Source organism: Bradyrhizobium sp. HKCCYLRH1034 (assembly GCF_051168375.1).
Lineage (GTDB): Bacteria > Pseudomonadota > Alphaproteobacteria > Rhizobiales > Xanthobacteraceae > Bradyrhizobium.
This window is the reverse complement of the sequence record NZ_JBNPUW010000001.1, coordinates 69,624-85,643: the sequence shown is the minus strand read 5'-3', so window position 1 is coordinate 85,643 and position 16,020 is coordinate 69,624. Positions and strand designations below refer to the sequence as shown.

The window sequence follows — 16,020 nt, the reverse complement described above, 5'->3', positions numbered from 1 at the left end:
GTGCCGATTCCCGGATTGCGTTAACGCGGGCTCACTGCCGCGCCCCTAAACTGCGGAGCGCGCTTTATCCAGAAGTGACGGCTGCTGGAAGATCTCCGCCTCGCCGCCGATCCGGCGCTCCGGCCCGATATAGGCGGTGTTGGTGTTGCGGCGCCGGTCCGGGCCGAAATAGGTCTTGGTCTTGATGAAGGGCCGCGGATTGGCGACCACGTTGAGGATGCGCTGATACAGGCCCTTGGCCGAGATCGGCTTGGCGAGGAATTCCGTGACGCCGGCGTCGCGCGCGACGGTGACGCGGCGCTTCTCCGAATGTCCTGTCAGCATGATGATCGGCGCGTAGGGATTGCCCTTGGCTTCCGGCTGCCGGATCATCTGCGCGAGCTCGAGGCCGTCAAAGATCGGCATTGCCCAGTCGGTGATGACGATATCTGGCGAGAAATGAGTGTACATCTCGAGCGCGGTCGCGCCGTCCTCGGCCTCGTTGACCTCACGGGCGCCGAACGAATGCAGCAGCGTGCGCAGGATGCGGCGCATGTGCGGGTTGTCGTCGCAGACGAGAAAGCGCAGCTTGTTGAAGTCGATGCGGTACATTTGGCCGGCCCGAAGGGATCACCGGTGATGGCGGTATACCCGCATTAACCATACGGAGCCGCGGGTTAACAAAGCGTTGCGCAGGGCGGCCACGGAGCAGAAAGGCGCGGAAAACCGCCCGATGTCAGTAGCCGAACTGCTCGCTCAGGATCCGCTCTTCCAGGCTGTGGCCGGCGTCGAACAGCATCCGCATCGAGATCGTCTTGTCGGAGAGCACCTCGACCCGCTGGACGTTGCGGACCTCGTCATGGTCGGCCACCGCCGCGACCGGCCGCTTGTCGCCTTCGAGCACCTCGATGATCACATAGGCCGTGTTCGGCAGCAGGGCGCCGCGCCAGCGACGCGGCCGGAACGCGCTGATCGGCGTCAGCGCCAGCAGTGCGGCGTTGATCGGCAGGATCGGGCCCTGCACCGAGAGGTTATAGGCGGTGGAGCCCGCGGGCGTGGCGACGAGCACGCCGTCGGCGATCAGCTCCGGCATGCGCTCGCGCTCATCGATCAGGATGCGCAGCCGCGCCGTCTGTGCCGTCTGGCGGAACAGGTAGACCTCGTTGATGGCGTGGTGGATGTGAACGACGCCCGCGGCATCGGTCGCCCGCATCAGCAGCGGATGGATCACCGATTCCTGGGCCGCTTCGAGCCGTCCGTGCAGATCGATCGTGCTGAATTCGTTCATCAGGAAGCCGACCGTGCCGCGATGCATGCCGTAGATCGGCTTGCCCGAGCGCATGTGGTCGTGCAGCGTCTGCAGCATCAGGCCGTCGCCGCCGAGCGCGACCACGACGTCCGCCAGGTCCGGATCGGAGTTGCCGTACAGCGCGGAGAGCTGCGTCAGGGCGGCCTGGGCTTCGGCACTCGGACTCGCGACGAAGGCGATCCGCTCATATCGCTTGGACGTGGTCATGCGTCGCAGGGCTCGCTGGTCAGTTGGCCGGTGACAGGCGCCGTGTCGTCTAGCCGACCTTGCCCGTGCTTGTCCATCGCGGCCGGTATCCTGGGGCAATGGGGCCGGGATGAGGCTGATATGGCCCGGACGTGCGCGCACGCACGGAAGTCATCGTGACGTCATTTTTCCTGCAGGCTGCGCACGGGGTCCCAGGCCAGGGACCCGGTCGCCAAGCTTGCTTTCACGCGCTCGGCGAAGAAGTGGCTTGGCCGATCGCTCAGTGCGCTTTGCGCGAAGCAGTCGACCGCTTGCGGCAGCTCGCCGGCGCGCCAGTGCGCAAGGCCTGTGGCATAGCTGGTGAGGAGGGCCTGTTCCTCCGGCGTGAGCTCGGCTGCGCGGCCATGCAGCTCGTAGATCTTCAGTGACTGCTCGCGGCCCTTGACCCGGATGGTGTCGAGCTCGCGCCAGGCAAACTCGGTGCCGGCCAGCGCCACCGTGCTCTCGGAGGCGATGATCGTGGTGCCGTAGAATTTGTTGGCGCCCTCCAGCCGCGAGGCCACGTTCACGGCGTCGCTCATGACGGAGTAGTTGAAGCGGCGTTGCGAGCCGAAATTGCCGACCAGCGCGGCGCCGCTGTTGATGCCGATGCGCTGTGCCACCTTGATGCCCTGGAACGCCGTCGACGAATGGTTGAGCTCGGCGAGCTTCGCCTTGCAGTCGAGCGCCGCACGCGCCGCGCTGCGCGCATGGTCGGGATCGTCGAGCGGAGCGCCGAACACGGCGACCACGGAGTCGCCGATGTATTTGTCGACATAGCCGTCGTGGCTTTCGATGACGTCGGTCATGGCCGAGAGATATTCGTTGGTGAGCGCCATGAGCTGCTCCGGCGTCATCTGCTCGGCGAGGCGCGAGAAGCCCTCGATGTCGGAGAAGAACACGGTGACCTCGCGGGTCTCGCCGCCGAGCTGCGGCAGCCGGCGCGAGGCGAGCATGCGGTCGATCTCGTGCGGTGCGAGGTAATAGGCAAAGCTCTTCTGCAGCAGCCTGCGGTCCTTGTCGGTGACCATGAAACGATAGCCGGTGGTCGCAGCCAGCGCGAGCACGCCGGCTGCGAGCGGCTCCGTCAAGGGCAGCCCGTAGGCATGGTCGAAGAGGATGGTGGCGAGCGCGGTGTAGAGCAGCGCGAGCCCTGCCAGGATTGCCGCTGCAGAGGCGGGGCGCAGCAATCGGGCGAGCAGCGCAGCCAGCAGGGCGATGGTTGCGGCGATGGCGAAGATCGCTGGGCGTCCGAGCTCGGTGACCGCGTCCTGCCGAACCAGATTGTTCACCGCCGTGGCGTGGATGTAGACGCCGGCAATGGTGCTGCGGGCGAACGTCTCGGAGATCCTGCGCTCGTCCAGAACGCAGCGCGGCCGCCGCGCGCCCTCGGCGCGGGTTGCGAAGCGCTTCGAGGTGAGCCGCCGATCCTCGATCCCGACGGTGCCGAGCAGGACGACCTTGCCGGCGAACTCGCGGCGAAAATAGTCCTTGTCGCCCTTGAGCGCGCAGGCGCGCAAGTCGGCAAACGAATAGGTCGGAATGTCCTGGGCGCCGCCGGCGAAATTCAGGGTCATGGTGCTCGGCACGCTGCCGGGCACCTCGTACGCACCGAGTGTGACGCCATCGGCGGCAATGACCGGCGCGGTGCTGGTTGCGCGCCCCGCCAATTCCAGCGCCATGCTCGGAACGGCCTTGCCGTCGACCGACAGCGTCAGCGGATGGCGGCGGACGACATCGTCGCTGTCGGTATAGGTGTTGAGCGGACGAAGGTTCTGCTGCTGGCGCACCGCGATGCGCTGTCCGGGCGCGGGCAGGATCGGCGGCTCGGCAAAGATCTCGCCCAGCACCACCTTGCCGCCGGCGGCCGCGGCCGCGAGCGCACGCAGGAAGTCGCGATCGAAGCCGCGCGTCTTCTCGCCGAGAGTGCTGTCGCCGAGCGGAATCTCCGACTGCTCGATCGAAGTCTGGAACACGATGTCGAAGCCGACCACCTTGGCGCCGCCGTCAAGGACGGCCGTCAGCACGCGCCCGATCTCGCCGGTCCAGGTCAACAGCGGCGCGCCCTTGAAGGGGAGTGCCTGATAGCTCTCCTCGTCGACCGCGATCACCACCGCCGGACTCGCTGCTGCATCGTGACGGTTGCCGAAGGTCTCGAAGCGCAGCCATGTCAGCGCATCCAGCGACAGGCCGCGGCCGCGCTCGAAGAGGGGCGACACGAACAGGCCCGCGCACGCCAGCGCGATGGCGATGACGGCAAGCGCGTCGCGCGTCCGGCGTCCGATCGCCACCGACGAGAGCCTTCGGTCTCAGTTGAACCGGATCAATCGCCCGACCGCAGGGCCGGGGCCCGCCTTGGCCTGTGCGTCAACCTTGAACACGATGCGCAAGTTGCTGAAGCTCGCGACATAGGTGCCGCCGGGCGTGAGCGGGTGACTGGTGCCGGCGAAATCGTAGAATCGTCCCTTGTATTGCCGGCCCGAGAGCTCGACCTGCTGGCGCTCGCCGGGCTGGTCGAGGCGTTCGACGGTCAGCGTGCCGCGCCCTTTGGCCTCGAAGATGGGCGACGCGCTGTAGATGATCGCCTGGGCCACCGGCGCGCTGTCCGGTCCAACGCTGCGCACGATCGTGGCCGCGACCTCGCTGGTCTCGCGCGAGGTGGCCTGTGCATGGCTGGCGTCGCAATTGACGATGTCGCTCTTGAGCGTCGCGCCGTCGACCGTGCTTTCGCCGGGGCCGACGGTGACACTGCCGGCGCCGTTGACCGTCTCGCGCCGGCACGATTTGAGGTAGCTCATCACCACGGCGCCATCCGGGCCGAGCTTGATCACCTGGCCGGGCGCGACATAGTCCATCAGCTCGGCGCCGGCCACATCACCCTGGACGTCCTCGACCAGCGCCGCCGGCGGACCGGCCCAGGCTGCCGGCGATCCGATCACGGCCGGTCCGGCGAGCCCGGAGAGGGCTGCGATGATGAGCGTCGGCAACTTCATGATGAACTCCGTGATCGCAATCGGCGGCGGGCCTCTTGCCCCAAACCTGGGTGTCCCAGTGATGGGACGTCGGAGGCGATGGAGAGGTTCGAGCCCATAACACACCTGAGGGGAACAGGCACTGTTGCGGATGTGACTTGGATCACGGAAGAGTTGCTTGAGCTTGCTCCCAAGCCGCGGTTCATGGCCTTGCAGAGGTGGCGTGTTGCGCCAAGCGCCTAGGGGAGTGAGCTGATGGCAGGGATGAGATCATCCGTCGCGTGGCCGAGACTGATGGCTTTGGCCTTGACGGCACTGCTCGCCGGCCCGGCCCTGCACGCCGAGGATGCGACACCGGCGGCGCACGACGCCGCAGCGCCGGGCTCGCATCGCACCGGCTCGGCTGGAAATCGCGCCGCGAGCCCGCCCGGCTCAGCATCGACCGCCGAGCAGCACAAGCTGCCGCCGGACTCCACCACGACACAGAAGCTCGAACTGCCCGGCCGCACGCTGTCGTTCACGGCGACTGCCGGTTCGGTCCGCCTGTTCGACGACAAGAGCGAGCCGCAGGCCGACATCGCCTACACTTCGTATCAGCTCGATGGCGCCGATCGCGCCAGCCGCCCGGTGACCTTCTTCTTCAACGGCGGGCCGGGTGCCTCGTCCGCCTATCTGCAGCTCGGCAATGCCGGTCCGTGGCGGATCGGAATCGATGCGGCCAGCGTGACGCCGTCGTCGAAGCTGGAGCTGATGCCGAATGCAGACACCTGGCTCGACTTTACCGATCTGGTGTTCATCGATCCCGTCGGGACCGGCTACAGCCGTTTCGTCGCAGCCGGCGACGAGGTGCGCAAACGGTTCTTCTCGGTCGACGGCGACGTGCGTTCGTTGTCGCTCGTGGTGCGTCGCTGGCTGGAGAAGCACGACCGTCTCGCATCGCCCAAATTCATCACGGCCGAGAGCTATGGCGGCATTCGCGGTCCGAAGATCGTCAACAACCTGCAGCATGACCAGGGCATCGGCATCAGCGGCCTGATCCTGCTGTCGCCGCTGATGGACTTTCGCGACTATTCCGGCTCAAGCCTGATGCAATATGTCGCGAGCCTGCCGAGCTATGCGGCCGTCGCGAAGCAGATGAAGGGGCCGGTGACCCGCGCCGATCTTGCCGATGTCGAGCGTTACGCCAGCGGCGACTTCCTGCTCGATCTCGTCAAGGGCGAGGCCGATACGGAAGCCACCAATCGGCTCGCCGACAGGGTCGCGACCCTGACCGGCATCGACCAGGTGGTCAGCCGCAGGCTGGCCGGCCGCTTCGACGTCTCGGAATTTCGCCGTGAGTTCGACCGCAAGAACGGCCGCATCACCGGGCGCTATGACGGCTCGGTGCTGGGCATCGATCCCTATCCGGATTCGAGCCGCTCGCGCAGCTCCGATCCATCCGGGGACGTGCTCACCGCGCCGTTGACCAGCGCCGCGGTCGAGCTGACGACACGCAAGCTGAACTGGCACCCCGACGGCTCCTATGAGCTGTTGAGCGGGGCGGTGAACCGGTCATGGGATTTCGGAAAGGGCACCAACCCGCCGGAGTCCACCGGCGAGCTCCGGCAGATTCTCGCGCTCGATCCCAAGCTCAAACTCCTGGTCGGCCACGGCCTGTTCGATCTCGCCACGCCATATTACGGCTCGAAGATCCTGCTCGACCAATTGCCGGCCTTCGCGCGGCCGCCGCGGGTCAAGCTCGTGGTCTATCCGGGCGGCCACATGTTCTATTCCCGCGACGATGCGCGCAAAGCCTTCCGCGGCGAGGCCGAGGCGTTGATGAAGGAGGGCAGGGAGGAGGCCCGATGAATGCAGCGACACCCGGGCTATGAGTCTTTCTTGCGCCGGCCCTTGGGATATTTCCGCTCCATCTCGGCCTTCACCACGCGCTCCGGCCGCACCCGTGCGCCGGCGAGCCAGATCTCGCTGACGCCGGACTTGGTGCGCACGCGCCGCACCGCCTCACCATGGCTGGCATAGCCGGCCGCGTGCACGATGCGCCCGGTGTCGCGTCCGGTCACCTCGATGCGGGCGGCATCGAGGAACGGGTTGATGAATACCGGATTGGCGACCATGACCTTGTCACCAAACGGGACGAGATCGACGGCGCCCCACAGCGTCCACCAGCGGCCGGTCCAGTCGCGCGTCTTGCGCGACGGCGCGCCGTGGGTGGCGAAGGCCTGCAGGATGAACTTGACGCCATTGGCCCAGCCGGGTGCCCAGCCGTCGACGGCATTGGTCAGCACGGTGATCGTGATGTCGCGGGCGGGAATGACCGACGTCCGCGAGATGTAGCCCTGGAAGCCGCCGCCATGGCCGAACCAGTCGAAGCCGGCCGTTGTCCCGCTCATGAGCGCCTGGCCGTAATAGGCCTCTTCGACGTCCTGGGGCACGCGCCATTGCCGGCGCACCATCTCGCGCCGGCTCGCGACCGACAGCAGGCTCTTCTTCGCGTTCGGGGCAAGCTGGGCGAAGAAGCGGGCGGTGTCGGCCGCGGTCGCGACGATGCCCGCTGCCGGCATGATCGCGTTGGTCGGATTGTCGCCGGGAATCACGACGCGGCGGCCCACGGGGACGACGCGTGAATGGCCGCGCGCGAATGGGACACTCTTGCCGAGCAGCGTCATGTCGGGCGCGCTTTCTCGCAAGGCCAGCGGCGTCATGATCTCGCGCTGCAGCCAGGCCGGGTAGGGCTCGCCGGTGATCGCCTCGATGACCAGGCCGAGCAGGCCGTAGCCATGGTTGGAATATTTGAACCGGCTGTTGGGATCGATCGCCGGCGGCTGCTTCAGCTCGGCCAGCAGTTCGTCCTTGTCGAGATAGGACCGGCCATCCGTGAACTGGCCGGAATCCTTGCCGTCACGGATCAGGCCTGCCGTGTGCGACAGCAGCTGGTTCAGTGCGGCCGCGGCGACATCCGGATGCAGATCCTTGACGTACTGTCCGACGGTGTCGTCGAGCTTCAACCGCTTCTGCTCGCGCAGGCGCATGATGGCGGCGGCGGTGAACGCCTTGGTGTGCGAAGCGATGCGGAAGCGGTGCCGCGGCGTCAGCTTCTCGCCGCTGTCGAGATTGGCGTGCCCGAAGGCCGCCTCCAGGACGATCTCACCGCGATGGGCGATCGCAATAATGCAGCCGGGTTGCTCGGAGACCGCGACCTGAAAGGCCAGCCAATCCCTGATGTAATCGAGTGCTGCGCCAAGCCAGGACTCCACGAGGCAATCTCCCATTCAAAAATCTGATGAAAATGGTCTGCACGAGGTTTCATCCATAACGGATCAACGACAGCGGACAAACGAAAATGGCGCAACCCTTTCGGGTTGCGCCACTGTCGAGATCGGAGCTGGTCCGATCGCGTCGTCAGTAGACGAGGCCGGTGCCCGGCTGCTTCTCGAGCGCGTCGGCCAGCGAGCGATATTCGGGGCTGTTGGTGCCGGCGAGCTGCGCGACCTTGTCGAGGTGGTACTTGGCCTGCTCGCGGTTGCCCTGTTCGAGCTGCCACAGGCCGTAGTACTGCCAGGTGCGCACGTGGTTCGGATCATCCGCCAGGGCCTGCTCGTAGTACTGCTTGGAGGCCTGGTAGTTGCCGAGCTTGCGATAGGAGTAGCCGATCAGATTGGCAACGTCGGCGACGTCCTCGCGGTTCAGCGCCTTGAGCTGCTGGATCGCGGTGGCGTAGTCGCCGCGATCATAGATCGAGGTATAGGCCGTGCGATAGGCCGCCAGGAACTTCGGATCTTCGATGCTCGAGCTCTTGTCCTTCTTCTTCTTGCCCGAATCCGACGCCGGCGGCGACGACGGGGTATCGCTGCCCGCGGCATAGGCCTTCGACAGAAGCAGCGGCCCGGAGGCCACGGCCATCGAGAACAGAGCCAGCGTGGCAATCCTGAGCGCAGACTTTTTCATTCGTATCTCCCGAGTTGTCGATCCAACAGGTGACTGCGTACGGGGAAGAACTCCCGCAGCTGCGAAATATTCCCGGCCATTTGCGCGGATTTTGCGCCGCGATCGGTGCATTATACGGACGACATGATGACAGACCAGTCACCTCGATGACTATCCCTTCATGTCCATGAACCGAAAACAGCGCTTTACTTCAGGGTGGGTTCAGTGCCGGTTCCCTATCGTCGTCTCCATGATCACGAGCCCATCCAGACTGGATGGTGCCTCCAGATCTTCACATCACGGAGACGACCATGCTGAAGTCAATGTCTGTTGCGCTGCTCGCCGCGTCGATCCTGACTGCGCCCGCATTCGCTGCTGGTGCTGCAAAAACCGATACGTCCGCGAAGTCCAGCCAGACCACTGGCACCGCGAAGACCGATGTGAGCAAGACCGATGCGGCCAAGACCAACGCCACCAAGCCGGGCGCGACGCAGGCCGGCGACAAGGCGAACGAGATGAAGCCCACCGTCGGCAAGACGAAGACCAAGCCGCATGCCTCGCTTGTCCGCCACAAGCATCGCCACGTGGCGCATCTCAGCCATCACAACAAGGTGAGCTTCAAGCGCGTGACGCCGGCGACCCGCCGCGGCTGATCCGGCCAAGGCCACGCAGAGCCGATCTGGTCGTTGACCGCCGGAGCGCGCCAGAGCGCTCCGGCGGCAGCGGCTTGACGAAGGCGTGAGCCGGGACGGATTTCCCGGCCTCTGGCTTTGAGCTAGAACGGCCGCGGGATTGGCTTTCAAGAGTTGGGCGCCTGGGGATGGGGAGAATGAGCTGGTGGCCAGCAACCGCGCTGGCGCTGCTGTTGGCGGGGTGCACCAGCGGAGGTCCCGCCGCGTTCATGAGCGAGGACAATCGCGGCATCTCCTACACCGGCGATCGTGGTGTCGGCAGCCAGCCGTTTCCAGCCAACCACCGCAGCGAGATCCTGTCCTATCTCAGGACCTACCTGAACAATCCGGTCGGGGTGCGCGACGGCGTCATGGCGGAGCCGGTGCAACGGACGGTCGGTGGCCGGCTGCGCTATGTGAGCTGCCTCCGTTATGCGGCGCGCGAGTCCGACGGCAGCTACCGTCCGGCGCAGGAGCGCGCGGCGGTGTTCGTCGACGGCCGGTTCGACCGTCTGGTCGAGGATGCCGGCGAGCTCTGTGCCGGGTCGACTTACGCGCCATTCCCGGAGCTGGCGGGCCTCACGCGCTAGACCGCGGCGTTTTCAGGTCCCGGCGTTTTCGAAGGATTGCCACGTCGTCGCAGCGCCTTGCCAAGCCGCTTGCCCGATCACAAATCAGGGATGGACCGAACGCTTTGTCGCCTCGCGGCGACCAAATATCGGGCGAGGCGTCAGCTTCACGAAATATTCGGGAAGCCTATGGAACAAAAGGCCTTTGTTGCCCTCTGGTGACACCGCAGCGGCAATCACAGCTGCGTCACCGCCACCGGGCAACCCAAATGCGGCCATGATGTTCGATAGATGTCGCAAACGAATAACGGGGACGTCCCATGAAGCGGTTTTTGTTCAGTGCAGTGGCTTTGACCACATTGGCTGCCCCGGCTTTCGCCGCCGATATGCCTCCGCGCACCTACACCAAGGCGCCGGTCTACACGCCGCCTCAGGCGATCTACAACTGGACCGGCTTCTATCTCGGTGGTCACCTCGGCGGCGCCTTCGCGGGCAATAACAGCCTGGAAGGCAACAACGGCCGCTTCCTGGGCGGCGTGCAGGGCGGCTTCGACTACCAGTTCGCCCCGAACTGGGTGCTCGGCATCGAAGCCCAGTACAGCTGGATGGATCGCAATACGACCAATTTCGGCTTCCCGGGGGCTGCGGTCGTGACCTCGACCGGCGCCAACCAGCTCGGCTCGGTCACCGGCCGTCTCGGCTACACCTGGGGACCGGCGTTGCTCTATGCCAAGGGCGGTTATGCCTGGCGGGACGGCAACAATCTCGGGGTGAGCGTCGCCGGCGTGCCGACGGGCTTCAGCACGTCCGGCAATACCAAGGACGGCTACACCGTCGGCGCCGGCCTCGAATACATGTTCGCGCCGAACTGGTCGGCCAAGGCTGAATACCAGTACTACAATTTCGGCAATACGACCTTCACGGGTGGGCCGGCTCCGGTTGTGGGCAGCCGCTTCAACAGCGACGAGCATACGGTCAAGGTCGGCGTGAATTACCGCTTCGGCTGGGGCGGACCAGCCGCCAGCAAGTACTAAGCGAGATCGCCGAGCCCGCGGCCGGCGGCGTTCGGCTGGAAGCGGATCACGCCTCAATTCCAACACGCCCGCGCCGTCTGGTGCGGGCGTGTTGCTCTCCGGTGGTTGGCTGGCGATGGTTTCGCGATCGCTCACGCAGTGCGAAAAAATTTTCAAACCTTCGTGAAACTTTCGCCATCAGTTGATATTATCGGTGCGCCGGTTTGATGGATCATCCCACATGCGTATCTTGGTGTCCGTGCTGTTGTTGTCGGCGGCTGTTTTGCCGTGCTCCGCCCAGACCGTTCTGAAGACCGAACCGTTGATGCTGGCCCCCTACGAGGTGGCGCTGGTGCAAACCGCGTCCTGCCCGTCGGGCAAGGTGCTGAAGGTGACCGGTGCGATCCGCGGTGTCAGCCGCAAGCGTGCCTGTGTCGCCCTTCCGGCCGAAACGGCATCGCTGGCGACGGCGACGCCCTGAGAACGGGCTTCATGGCGACCTTCCAGCGGGCAGCTCCGGCTGCCCGCTGATCGCGGGTCTGTCTGTCGAAAAATCCTTGATGAAGGCAAGTCGTCCGCGGGACCGGACTGGCATGAAGACGTGAATGTCTTCTGCCGGCGGCTTCCGTCCAGGCACGGCGAGGCTCGGGGACAGCAGCGCACAGAGACTATAAGTATCACCCGAGAAGTATCACCCGCGGCGCGCTTCCGCCGCAGCCGCTCAGGATGCGAACGGGATGTTGAACTCCTGCTCGGCTTCGGCACGGTTCTGCCAGGGATCTTCCTCGGGCTCGGCGGCGCAGGGCCGGATCTCGTAATCATTGTCGAGCTGCAGATGCGCGGTCGATCGCGCATTGATCATCACGTCCACCACCAGCCCGCTCTGCCGCGCCAGCCGCCAGACATCCCCCTCGGTCGGATAGGCCTTGCTCAACTTGGCGTCGTTGCAAAACAGCGCGTAGGGCATTCCAAACAGCTCCAGAGAAGCGAAGGATGAACCGAGAATGAACGGCACGTGCAGCGAGACACTGGCGCGCCTGGGGCAGGAAAGGGGCCTTTTCGGGCGGCCGAGTCGTAAACGAGTCCTAAATTTTTGAAAAAAGAATCCGTGGGACTCCGGGGCTAGAATCGCCAGATGGTTAAGCCCATGGGAACCGATCTCCACATCTTCTGCGGGCGGATCCAGCTGACGCTCGCCTTTGGGCTGCTGCTCGCCTTCGTCGCCAATGTGGCGCTGCTGTGCGCCTGGCTGTGAGCCGGCGCGGCGATTGCGGATATGTTTGTGTACCCTCGGCCATAGATCCTCAGCGCGGTCGCCTTTAGTCCTCAGGGAGGGCGCTCCGTCCGGCCGATGCTTTCAGGCGCGCGAGTGTCGCGCTGAAATATTCCTGACGCTCCCGATTGAAGCGCTCCTGATGGGCCCGGAAGCGCGCGACGCGGGCGCGAATCTCCGCCTGCATGTCGCGCTGGAGATCGAGCTGCGAGGCGATGCTGGTGAAACGCTCCGCAGGGACCGGGCTCGGGGCGGCGAACGAAGCCTCGGATGCAATGGCGTCGGGCGCTCTCGGCCTTGCAGGCTCCCCCACGGCATTGGGGATTGCGACTTGCACGTTGCCGCCGCGACGTGCCTCGGTTTCAACGGTGTTGGCGATCACGTGCTCGACAGCGGCGTGCGTCGGGCGACCGGCCACGGCCTGCTGCGGTGTGATGGGGGTGCCGACCGGAACGGTAGGCAGCTCGAACTGGGCGAAGTCGGCCGGCTTGCCGGTCACAGACTGCACGAAGGCCATGGTCTGCGCGATCAGCGCATCACGCTCTTCCTTCCACGTCATGACGCTTGTCCCCCGATGCCTCAATTGCAACAAAAGCGGCTGACGAAATCAAGTTGAAGACCAGTGACTTCTGGGGATAAGCAGGAGTTCTAGGTGAGATGTGACAACAATGTTGCCACAGTCTGAACTCGTTTCGTCCCCCACCCGCGAAAGGCGATACCGGAAATCCAATCCCGCACAGATGGTTCCTAAGCGGCGTTTTTCCGGAGCTCTTCTTGACAGAGGAGCGCGGCTCGCCCCTATGGCCGAGCCGCCCCGGTCTTCGGGGCATCATCTGCTCGCAACCTTCGTGCACCGTCCGGGCACTTCGCAGACTTCGATGGACAACCCTTCACGCTCCGAGCGGTCGCGCAAGGCCGCGCTCACCGCCGCCCTCACCATCATCGCCCGCGATGGTCCGGGGCGGCTGACGCTCGACGCCATCGCCCGCGAGAGCGGGCTGAGCAAGGGCGGCCTGATGCACCAGTTTCCCAACAAGGAAGCGGTGCTCAAGGCCCTGCTGGAACAGCAATTCCTGCATTTCGACGAATTCGCCAGCAGGTACAGGGCTGGAGCCGGCAAAGCGGCTGATCAGCCCGAACTCGCGACGCAGATTGCGATCTCGCGGGAGCTGATCGCCCAGCAATATTCGGTGGCTCAGGCCATGCTCGGGGCGCTCGCCCAGGAGCCGGGATTGCTGGCCGATGCCCGTGCCAAGGATGCCGAGAGAGTAGCCGAGATCCGCGGCGAGGCCGATGACGCTGATCTCGCGGTCCTGCGATGGGCGGCGGCACGTGGGCTTGCCTTGATGACGATGCTGCGCGTCTCGCCGCTGGAGCAGCCGGATCTGGACCGTCTGTTTGCCCGCCTGCTCGACGACCAACAATGGACCACATTCCGGCAGGTCGGGACGACCGGGGAGCGATGACACGCTCGAGCTCGGCGCCATCTCCATCATTGGACGGTTCGATCTGAGCGAAGTCGGGCTGGCTTGCCGTCCGACTTCCGTCCGCCGATGCCTCCTGGAGGTCCCGTGCCGACCGCATCGACGTGTGAACAATTCTTTTCATTCGATTTCGTATTTACAAACCGTCTGGTCGGTTTATTGAGGTGGCCATGTGGACGCGCTGGCAACGGCGCCGCAATCGTGGAGGAGGGGATGAGGAGTCGATTTCCGATGTCTGGCTTCGCGGCGATCGCCGCGAGCCTCTGTGCCGGATGCAACACGGTGACGCCGGTGGCCTATTCCGGGGTGGCGTCGGCGCGCTATCTGGCGCCCAACACATCCGATCCATCGGGCCGGGTGCCTTACCGCTACGGGACTGCCACCGACTGGCGCAGCTACGACAAGGTGACGCTCGATCCGGTCGTGATCTATCGCGGCGCGGATCATCAGTTCGGCGACATGTCCGACCGGGACAAGGCTGCGCTCGCCGCCTACATGCAGCGGCGTTTCCTGGAAAGTCTCTCGGCGCGCTTCCAGATCGTCCATCAGCGGGGGCCGAATACGCTGCGCGTGCGGCTCACCCTGACCGGCGCCGTCGCCAACACGCCGGTGCTCGGCACCGCCTCGCGCTTTGATCTCGCGGGAGCCTTCTACAACGGCGTGCAGAGTGCACGCGACGGTGAGGGACTGCTGACCGGCTCGGTATTCTACGCGGCCGAGATCTTCGATGCCGCGAGCGGGCGACTGCTGAGCGCCTTCGTCAGCAAGCAATATCCCTCGCCCTACGACATCAAGGCCAGCGTTGGTGCGCTCGCGGCCGCCGAGGCCGGAATCGGCAAGGGCGCCGAGGCCCTGGTCGCGCAGCTCCAGTGAGCGGGCCGTGCGAACGATCGCGTCGCGCGGGCAGATGGCCCCGCATCGGGGCGCCTTCGTGTGCGCGCTTTGGCATCGAGGGCACGGCCAGATCTCGGGCAGTCAGCGGCGACGTCAACCCGGCCGTACGAGCGCGTGGCTCGAGGCCATGGAGACAGTGAGGTCCCTGGACATGACATTGAGATTCGTTCTGCGCGTCGGCTTACGCATCGTCGTCGGCCTGCTGCTGTCGATGGCGGAGGGCCGCGGTCACGCCGCTCCCGTCGGCGATCCGTTCGGCACATGGTTGACCGAGGACGGCCGCGCCCGCGTCCGCGTCGAGCGCTGTGGCGCGATGGCCGACCGCGTCTGCGGCTACATCGTGTGGATGAAGGAGACGGCGGATGCCAAGGGGCAGCCGTTCCGCGACCGGCTGAATCCCGATCCGGCCAGGCGCGGCCGTCTGCTGCTGGGCCACCAGATGCTGCTCGGCCTGAAGCTGAACGCCGACGGCCGCCACAGCGGCGAGGTCTACAACGCCGAGGACGGCAAGACCTATGCCGTCTCGATCTGGCGCGAGGGCCCGAAGATGCTGGCGGTCAAGGGCTGTCTGCTCGGGCTGTTCTGCGCGACGCAAGGCTGGGTGCTGGTCACGGATCAGGTGCCCGGCCAACTCATCGGAGCGACCGGCGAGGGCGGCGGGCCGTTGCCGGATCCAGAGTGGACTGCGCCCAGGCCGCCGTCGGCGACCGGCATCGCCAAACCCGCGGTCAGGACGAGGGCGAATTGACGCCTAAAGCCGGTGACAGCCATTGCCGCAGCAAATCCCAACTTCACGGAAGCTGGTGCCGGCTGAGGGGATTGAACCCCCGACCTTCGGTTTACAAAACCGCTGCTCTACCGCTGAGCTAAGCCGGCGAATGCTGGTGGCGGAGATCTCGTCGTCAGTTTGCGACGAGGTCTCGCGAAGCGCGGTGTTCCTACCAGAGTTGATGCAGTCCGGCTACTCCCCGCGTGAGCGCCGCTTCTGCCATCAGCCCAGCAAAAAGGGCGGCCGTTGGGCCGCCCCTGTCGGAGCCGATCGTCGAAGCCGCTCCGGCTCGATCTTTACTGGCAGATGTGCATCAGCCCGTCGCTGCCCTTGAACATGGTGCCGGGGCGGCAGACCAGGCCGTTGCGGGTCGCGTAACTGTTCCAGTCGCCATAATAGCCGTTCGGGCCGCGATCATAGCTCGGTTGGCCGTAAGAGGGGCCGGGACTGTACGCATAGGCATCCGCGGTGCGGAACGGCGCGGTCGCGATGGCGCCGGCGGTTCCGATGGCTGCGCCTGCGATGCCGGCAGCGGTGCCGACCGCTCCAGCGGCGACGTCAGCCGGCCAGAAGCCGCTGTTGCGGCGATCGCTGTTGCGGCGATCCCAGCCGTTGTTGTTCCATCCGGTATCGGTGCGCTGCTGCATCATGGCCCCGTCCTGGCGGGCCATGTGCCGGTGCTGCATCATTCCTTCCTGCTGGTGGTTCATATGCCGGTGGTGCACGTCGCGCGCCATGGCCGGGCCGGCGAGCGCCGTTGCGAGTACCGCAGCCCCGAGAATAGCAAATCGTGTCATGGAATACTCCATCGTTGCGCCCCACCTGCTAAGCGCAAGCCGGCCCCGTCGTTCCCGCCGCGACGGGAATGTTTTGGAACGACATGAGGCCCGGTGCCTTCGGAGGCCGGAGCCGCGGTTGCGGTCCGGCTTGCTCCGACC

The 16,020-nt window shown here is 65.5% G+C and carries 18 protein-coding genes and 1 tRNA gene; 9 read left to right on the top strand and 10 right to left on the bottom strand.

The window, feature by feature from the left end; all coding sequences use genetic code 11:
* Positions 1–45 precede the first annotated feature (45 nt).
* The 4 genes from ACQR0W_RS00345 to ACQR0W_RS00330 form a co-directional block, all read right to left on the bottom strand.
* A complete protein-coding gene (locus ACQR0W_RS00345) occupies positions 46–591 on the bottom strand; it encodes a response regulator (protein ID WP_172107934.1) in 546 nt (181 codons plus the stop codon).
* 124 nt (positions 592–715) lie between these two features.
* Positions 716–1,495 carry an NAD kinase gene (locus tag ACQR0W_RS00340; RefSeq protein ID WP_315714654.1) on the bottom strand — a complete coding sequence of 260 codons (780 nt, stop codon included), beginning with the start codon at positions 1,493–1,495 and terminating at the stop codon, positions 716–718.
* Between the two features lie 161 nt (positions 1,496–1,656).
* Complete coding sequence (locus ACQR0W_RS00335) at positions 1,657–3,804, bottom strand: adenylate/guanylate cyclase domain-containing protein (RefSeq protein ID WP_316170240.1); 2,148 nt, start codon at positions 3,802–3,804, stop codon at positions 1,657–1,659.
* An 18-nt stretch (positions 3,805–3,822) separates the two neighbouring features.
* Positions 3,823–4,506, bottom strand: a complete 684-nt coding sequence (locus ACQR0W_RS00330) for a hypothetical protein (RefSeq protein ID WP_315714652.1) — start codon at positions 4,504–4,506, stop codon at positions 3,823–3,825.
* 234 nt (positions 4,507–4,740) lie between these two features.
* Here ACQR0W_RS00330 and ACQR0W_RS00325 point away from each other — a divergent pair, with 234 nt between their 5' ends.
* On the top strand, positions 4,741–6,333 hold the full coding sequence (locus ACQR0W_RS00325) for a S10 family peptidase (RefSeq protein WP_316170239.1): 1,593 nt from the start codon (positions 4,741–4,743) through the stop codon (positions 6,331–6,333).
* 17 nt (positions 6,334–6,350) lie between these two features.
* Here the strand turns inward: ACQR0W_RS00325 and ACQR0W_RS00320 are convergent, their stop codons facing one another.
* Together ACQR0W_RS00320 and ACQR0W_RS00315 are read right to left on the bottom strand one after the other, a co-directional pair.
* Complete coding sequence (locus tag ACQR0W_RS00320; protein ID WP_316170238.1) at positions 6,351–7,739, bottom strand: serine hydrolase domain-containing protein; 1,389 nt, start codon at positions 7,737–7,739, stop codon at positions 6,351–6,353.
* A gap of 145 nt (positions 7,740–7,884) precedes the next feature.
* Positions 7,885–8,430 carry a tetratricopeptide repeat protein gene (locus tag ACQR0W_RS00315; RefSeq protein ID WP_315714649.1) on the bottom strand — a complete coding sequence of 182 codons (546 nt, stop codon included), beginning with the start codon at positions 8,428–8,430 and terminating at the stop codon, positions 7,885–7,887.
* Between the two features lie 290 nt (positions 8,431–8,720).
* Between ACQR0W_RS00315 and ACQR0W_RS00310 the strand changes: the two genes are divergently transcribed.
* From ACQR0W_RS00310 to ACQR0W_RS00295, 4 genes are all read left to right on the top strand, one after another.
* Positions 8,721–9,062: a hypothetical protein gene (locus ACQR0W_RS00310; protein WP_315749482.1), complete on the top strand. Its 342-nt coding sequence runs from the start codon at positions 8,721–8,723 to the stop codon at positions 9,060–9,062.
* 176 nt (positions 9,063–9,238) lie between these two features.
* The gene (locus tag ACQR0W_RS00305; RefSeq protein WP_410051208.1) at positions 9,239–9,670 is read left to right on the top strand and encodes a hypothetical protein; all 432 of its coding nucleotides are present in this window, start codon (positions 9,239–9,241) and stop codon (positions 9,668–9,670) included.
* Positions 9,671–9,969: 299 nt separating this feature from the next.
* Complete coding sequence (locus tag ACQR0W_RS00300; RefSeq protein ID WP_315714647.1) at positions 9,970–10,683, top strand: outer membrane protein; 714 nt, start codon at positions 9,970–9,972, stop codon at positions 10,681–10,683.
* Positions 10,684–10,903: 220 nt separating this feature from the next.
* A complete protein-coding gene (locus tag ACQR0W_RS00295; RefSeq protein WP_315714646.1) occupies positions 10,904–11,143 on the top strand; it encodes a DUF6719 family protein in 240 nt (79 codons plus the stop codon).
* A 240-nt stretch (positions 11,144–11,383) separates the two neighbouring features.
* Here ACQR0W_RS00295 and ACQR0W_RS00290 read toward each other — a convergent pair whose 3' ends face one another.
* The gene (locus ACQR0W_RS00290) at positions 11,384–11,629 is read right to left on the bottom strand and encodes a hypothetical protein (protein WP_315714645.1); all 246 of its coding nucleotides are present in this window, start codon (positions 11,627–11,629) and stop codon (positions 11,384–11,386) included.
* Positions 11,630–11,809: 180 nt separating this feature from the next.
* Here ACQR0W_RS00290 and ACQR0W_RS00285 point away from each other — a divergent pair, with 180 nt between their 5' ends.
* A complete protein-coding gene (locus tag ACQR0W_RS00285; protein ID WP_041750859.1) occupies positions 11,810–11,917 on the top strand; it encodes a hypothetical protein in 108 nt (35 codons plus the stop codon).
* 64 nt (positions 11,918–11,981) lie between these two features.
* Here the strand turns inward: ACQR0W_RS00285 and ACQR0W_RS00280 are convergent, their stop codons facing one another.
* Entirely contained in the window at positions 11,982–12,494 is a 513-nt protein-coding gene (locus tag ACQR0W_RS00280; RefSeq protein WP_316170237.1) for a hypothetical protein, read from the bottom strand.
* 241 nt (positions 12,495–12,735) lie between these two features.
* Between ACQR0W_RS00280 and ACQR0W_RS00275 the strand changes: the two genes are divergently transcribed.
* The 3 genes from ACQR0W_RS00275 (at position 12,736) to ACQR0W_RS00265 (ending at position 15,061) form a co-directional block, all read left to right on the top strand.
* On the top strand, positions 12,736–13,401 hold the full coding sequence (locus ACQR0W_RS00275; RefSeq protein ID WP_315826203.1) for a TetR/AcrR family transcriptional regulator: 666 nt from the start codon (positions 12,736–12,738) through the stop codon (positions 13,399–13,401).
* A 249-nt stretch (positions 13,402–13,650) separates the two neighbouring features.
* On the top strand, positions 13,651–14,292 hold the full coding sequence (locus ACQR0W_RS00270) for a DUF3313 domain-containing protein (RefSeq protein WP_315749489.1): 642 nt from the start codon (positions 13,651–13,653) through the stop codon (positions 14,290–14,292).
* 172 nt (positions 14,293–14,464) lie between these two features.
* Positions 14,465–15,061 (top strand): DUF2147 domain-containing protein, encoded by a 597-nt coding sequence (locus tag ACQR0W_RS00265; protein WP_315826202.1) that lies wholly within the window; start codon positions 14,465–14,467, stop codon positions 15,059–15,061.
* A gap of 53 nt (positions 15,062–15,114) precedes the next feature.
* Here ACQR0W_RS00265 and ACQR0W_RS00260 read toward each other — a convergent pair.
* Positions 15,115–15,189 (bottom strand) — tRNA-Thr (locus tag ACQR0W_RS00260).
* A gap of 189 nt (positions 15,190–15,378) precedes the next feature.
* Positions 15,379–15,879: a hypothetical protein gene (locus ACQR0W_RS00255; RefSeq protein ID WP_315749493.1), complete on the bottom strand. Its 501-nt coding sequence runs from the start codon at positions 15,877–15,879 to the stop codon at positions 15,379–15,381.
* Positions 15,880–16,020: the final 141 nt, after the last annotated feature.

What these genes read in the sequence shown, in the direction of transcription:
- ACQR0W_RS00345 (WP_172107934.1), bottom strand. Translation starts at nt 591, where the DNA reads ATGTACCGCATCGACTTCAACAAGCTGCGCTTTCTCGTCTGCGACGAC.
- ACQR0W_RS00340 (WP_315714654.1), bottom strand. Translation starts at nt 1,495, where the DNA reads ATGACCACGTCCAAGCGATATGAGCGGATCGCCTTCGTCGCGAGTCCG.
- ACQR0W_RS00330 (WP_315714652.1), bottom strand. Translation starts at nt 4,506, where the DNA reads ATGAAGTTGCCGACGCTCATCATCGCAGCCCTCTCCGGGCTCGCCGGA.
- ACQR0W_RS00325 (WP_316170239.1), top strand. Translation starts at nt 4,741, where the DNA reads ATGGCAGGGATGAGATCATCCGTCGCGTGGCCGAGACTGATGGCTTTG.
- ACQR0W_RS00315 (WP_315714649.1), bottom strand. Translation starts at nt 8,430, where the DNA reads ATGAAAAAGTCTGCGCTCAGGATTGCCACGCTGGCTCTGTTCTCGATG.
- ACQR0W_RS00310 (WP_315749482.1), top strand. Translation starts at nt 8,721, where the DNA reads ATGCTGAAGTCAATGTCTGTTGCGCTGCTCGCCGCGTCGATCCTGACT.
- ACQR0W_RS00305 (WP_410051208.1), top strand. Translation starts at nt 9,239, where the DNA reads ATGAGCTGGTGGCCAGCAACCGCGCTGGCGCTGCTGTTGGCGGGGTGC.
- ACQR0W_RS00300 (WP_315714647.1), top strand. Translation starts at nt 9,970, where the DNA reads ATGAAGCGGTTTTTGTTCAGTGCAGTGGCTTTGACCACATTGGCTGCC.
- ACQR0W_RS00295 (WP_315714646.1), top strand. Translation starts at nt 10,904, where the DNA reads ATGCGTATCTTGGTGTCCGTGCTGTTGTTGTCGGCGGCTGTTTTGCCG.
- ACQR0W_RS00290 (WP_315714645.1), bottom strand. Translation starts at nt 11,629, where the DNA reads ATGCCCTACGCGCTGTTTTGCAACGACGCCAAGTTGAGCAAGGCCTAT.
- ACQR0W_RS00285 (WP_041750859.1), top strand. Translation starts at nt 11,810, where the DNA reads ATGGGAACCGATCTCCACATCTTCTGCGGGCGGATCCAGCTGACGCTC.
- ACQR0W_RS00280 (WP_316170237.1), bottom strand. Translation starts at nt 12,494, where the DNA reads ATGACGTGGAAGGAAGAGCGTGATGCGCTGATCGCGCAGACCATGGCC.
- ACQR0W_RS00275 (WP_315826203.1), top strand. Translation starts at nt 12,736, where the DNA reads ATGGCCGAGCCGCCCCGGTCTTCGGGGCATCATCTGCTCGCAACCTTC.
- ACQR0W_RS00270 (WP_315749489.1), top strand. Translation starts at nt 13,651, where the DNA reads ATGTCTGGCTTCGCGGCGATCGCCGCGAGCCTCTGTGCCGGATGCAAC.
- ACQR0W_RS00265 (WP_315826202.1), top strand. Translation starts at nt 14,465, where the DNA reads ATGACATTGAGATTCGTTCTGCGCGTCGGCTTACGCATCGTCGTCGGC.
- ACQR0W_RS00255 (WP_315749493.1), bottom strand. Translation starts at nt 15,879, where the DNA reads ATGACACGATTTGCTATTCTCGGGGCTGCGGTACTCGCAACGGCGCTC.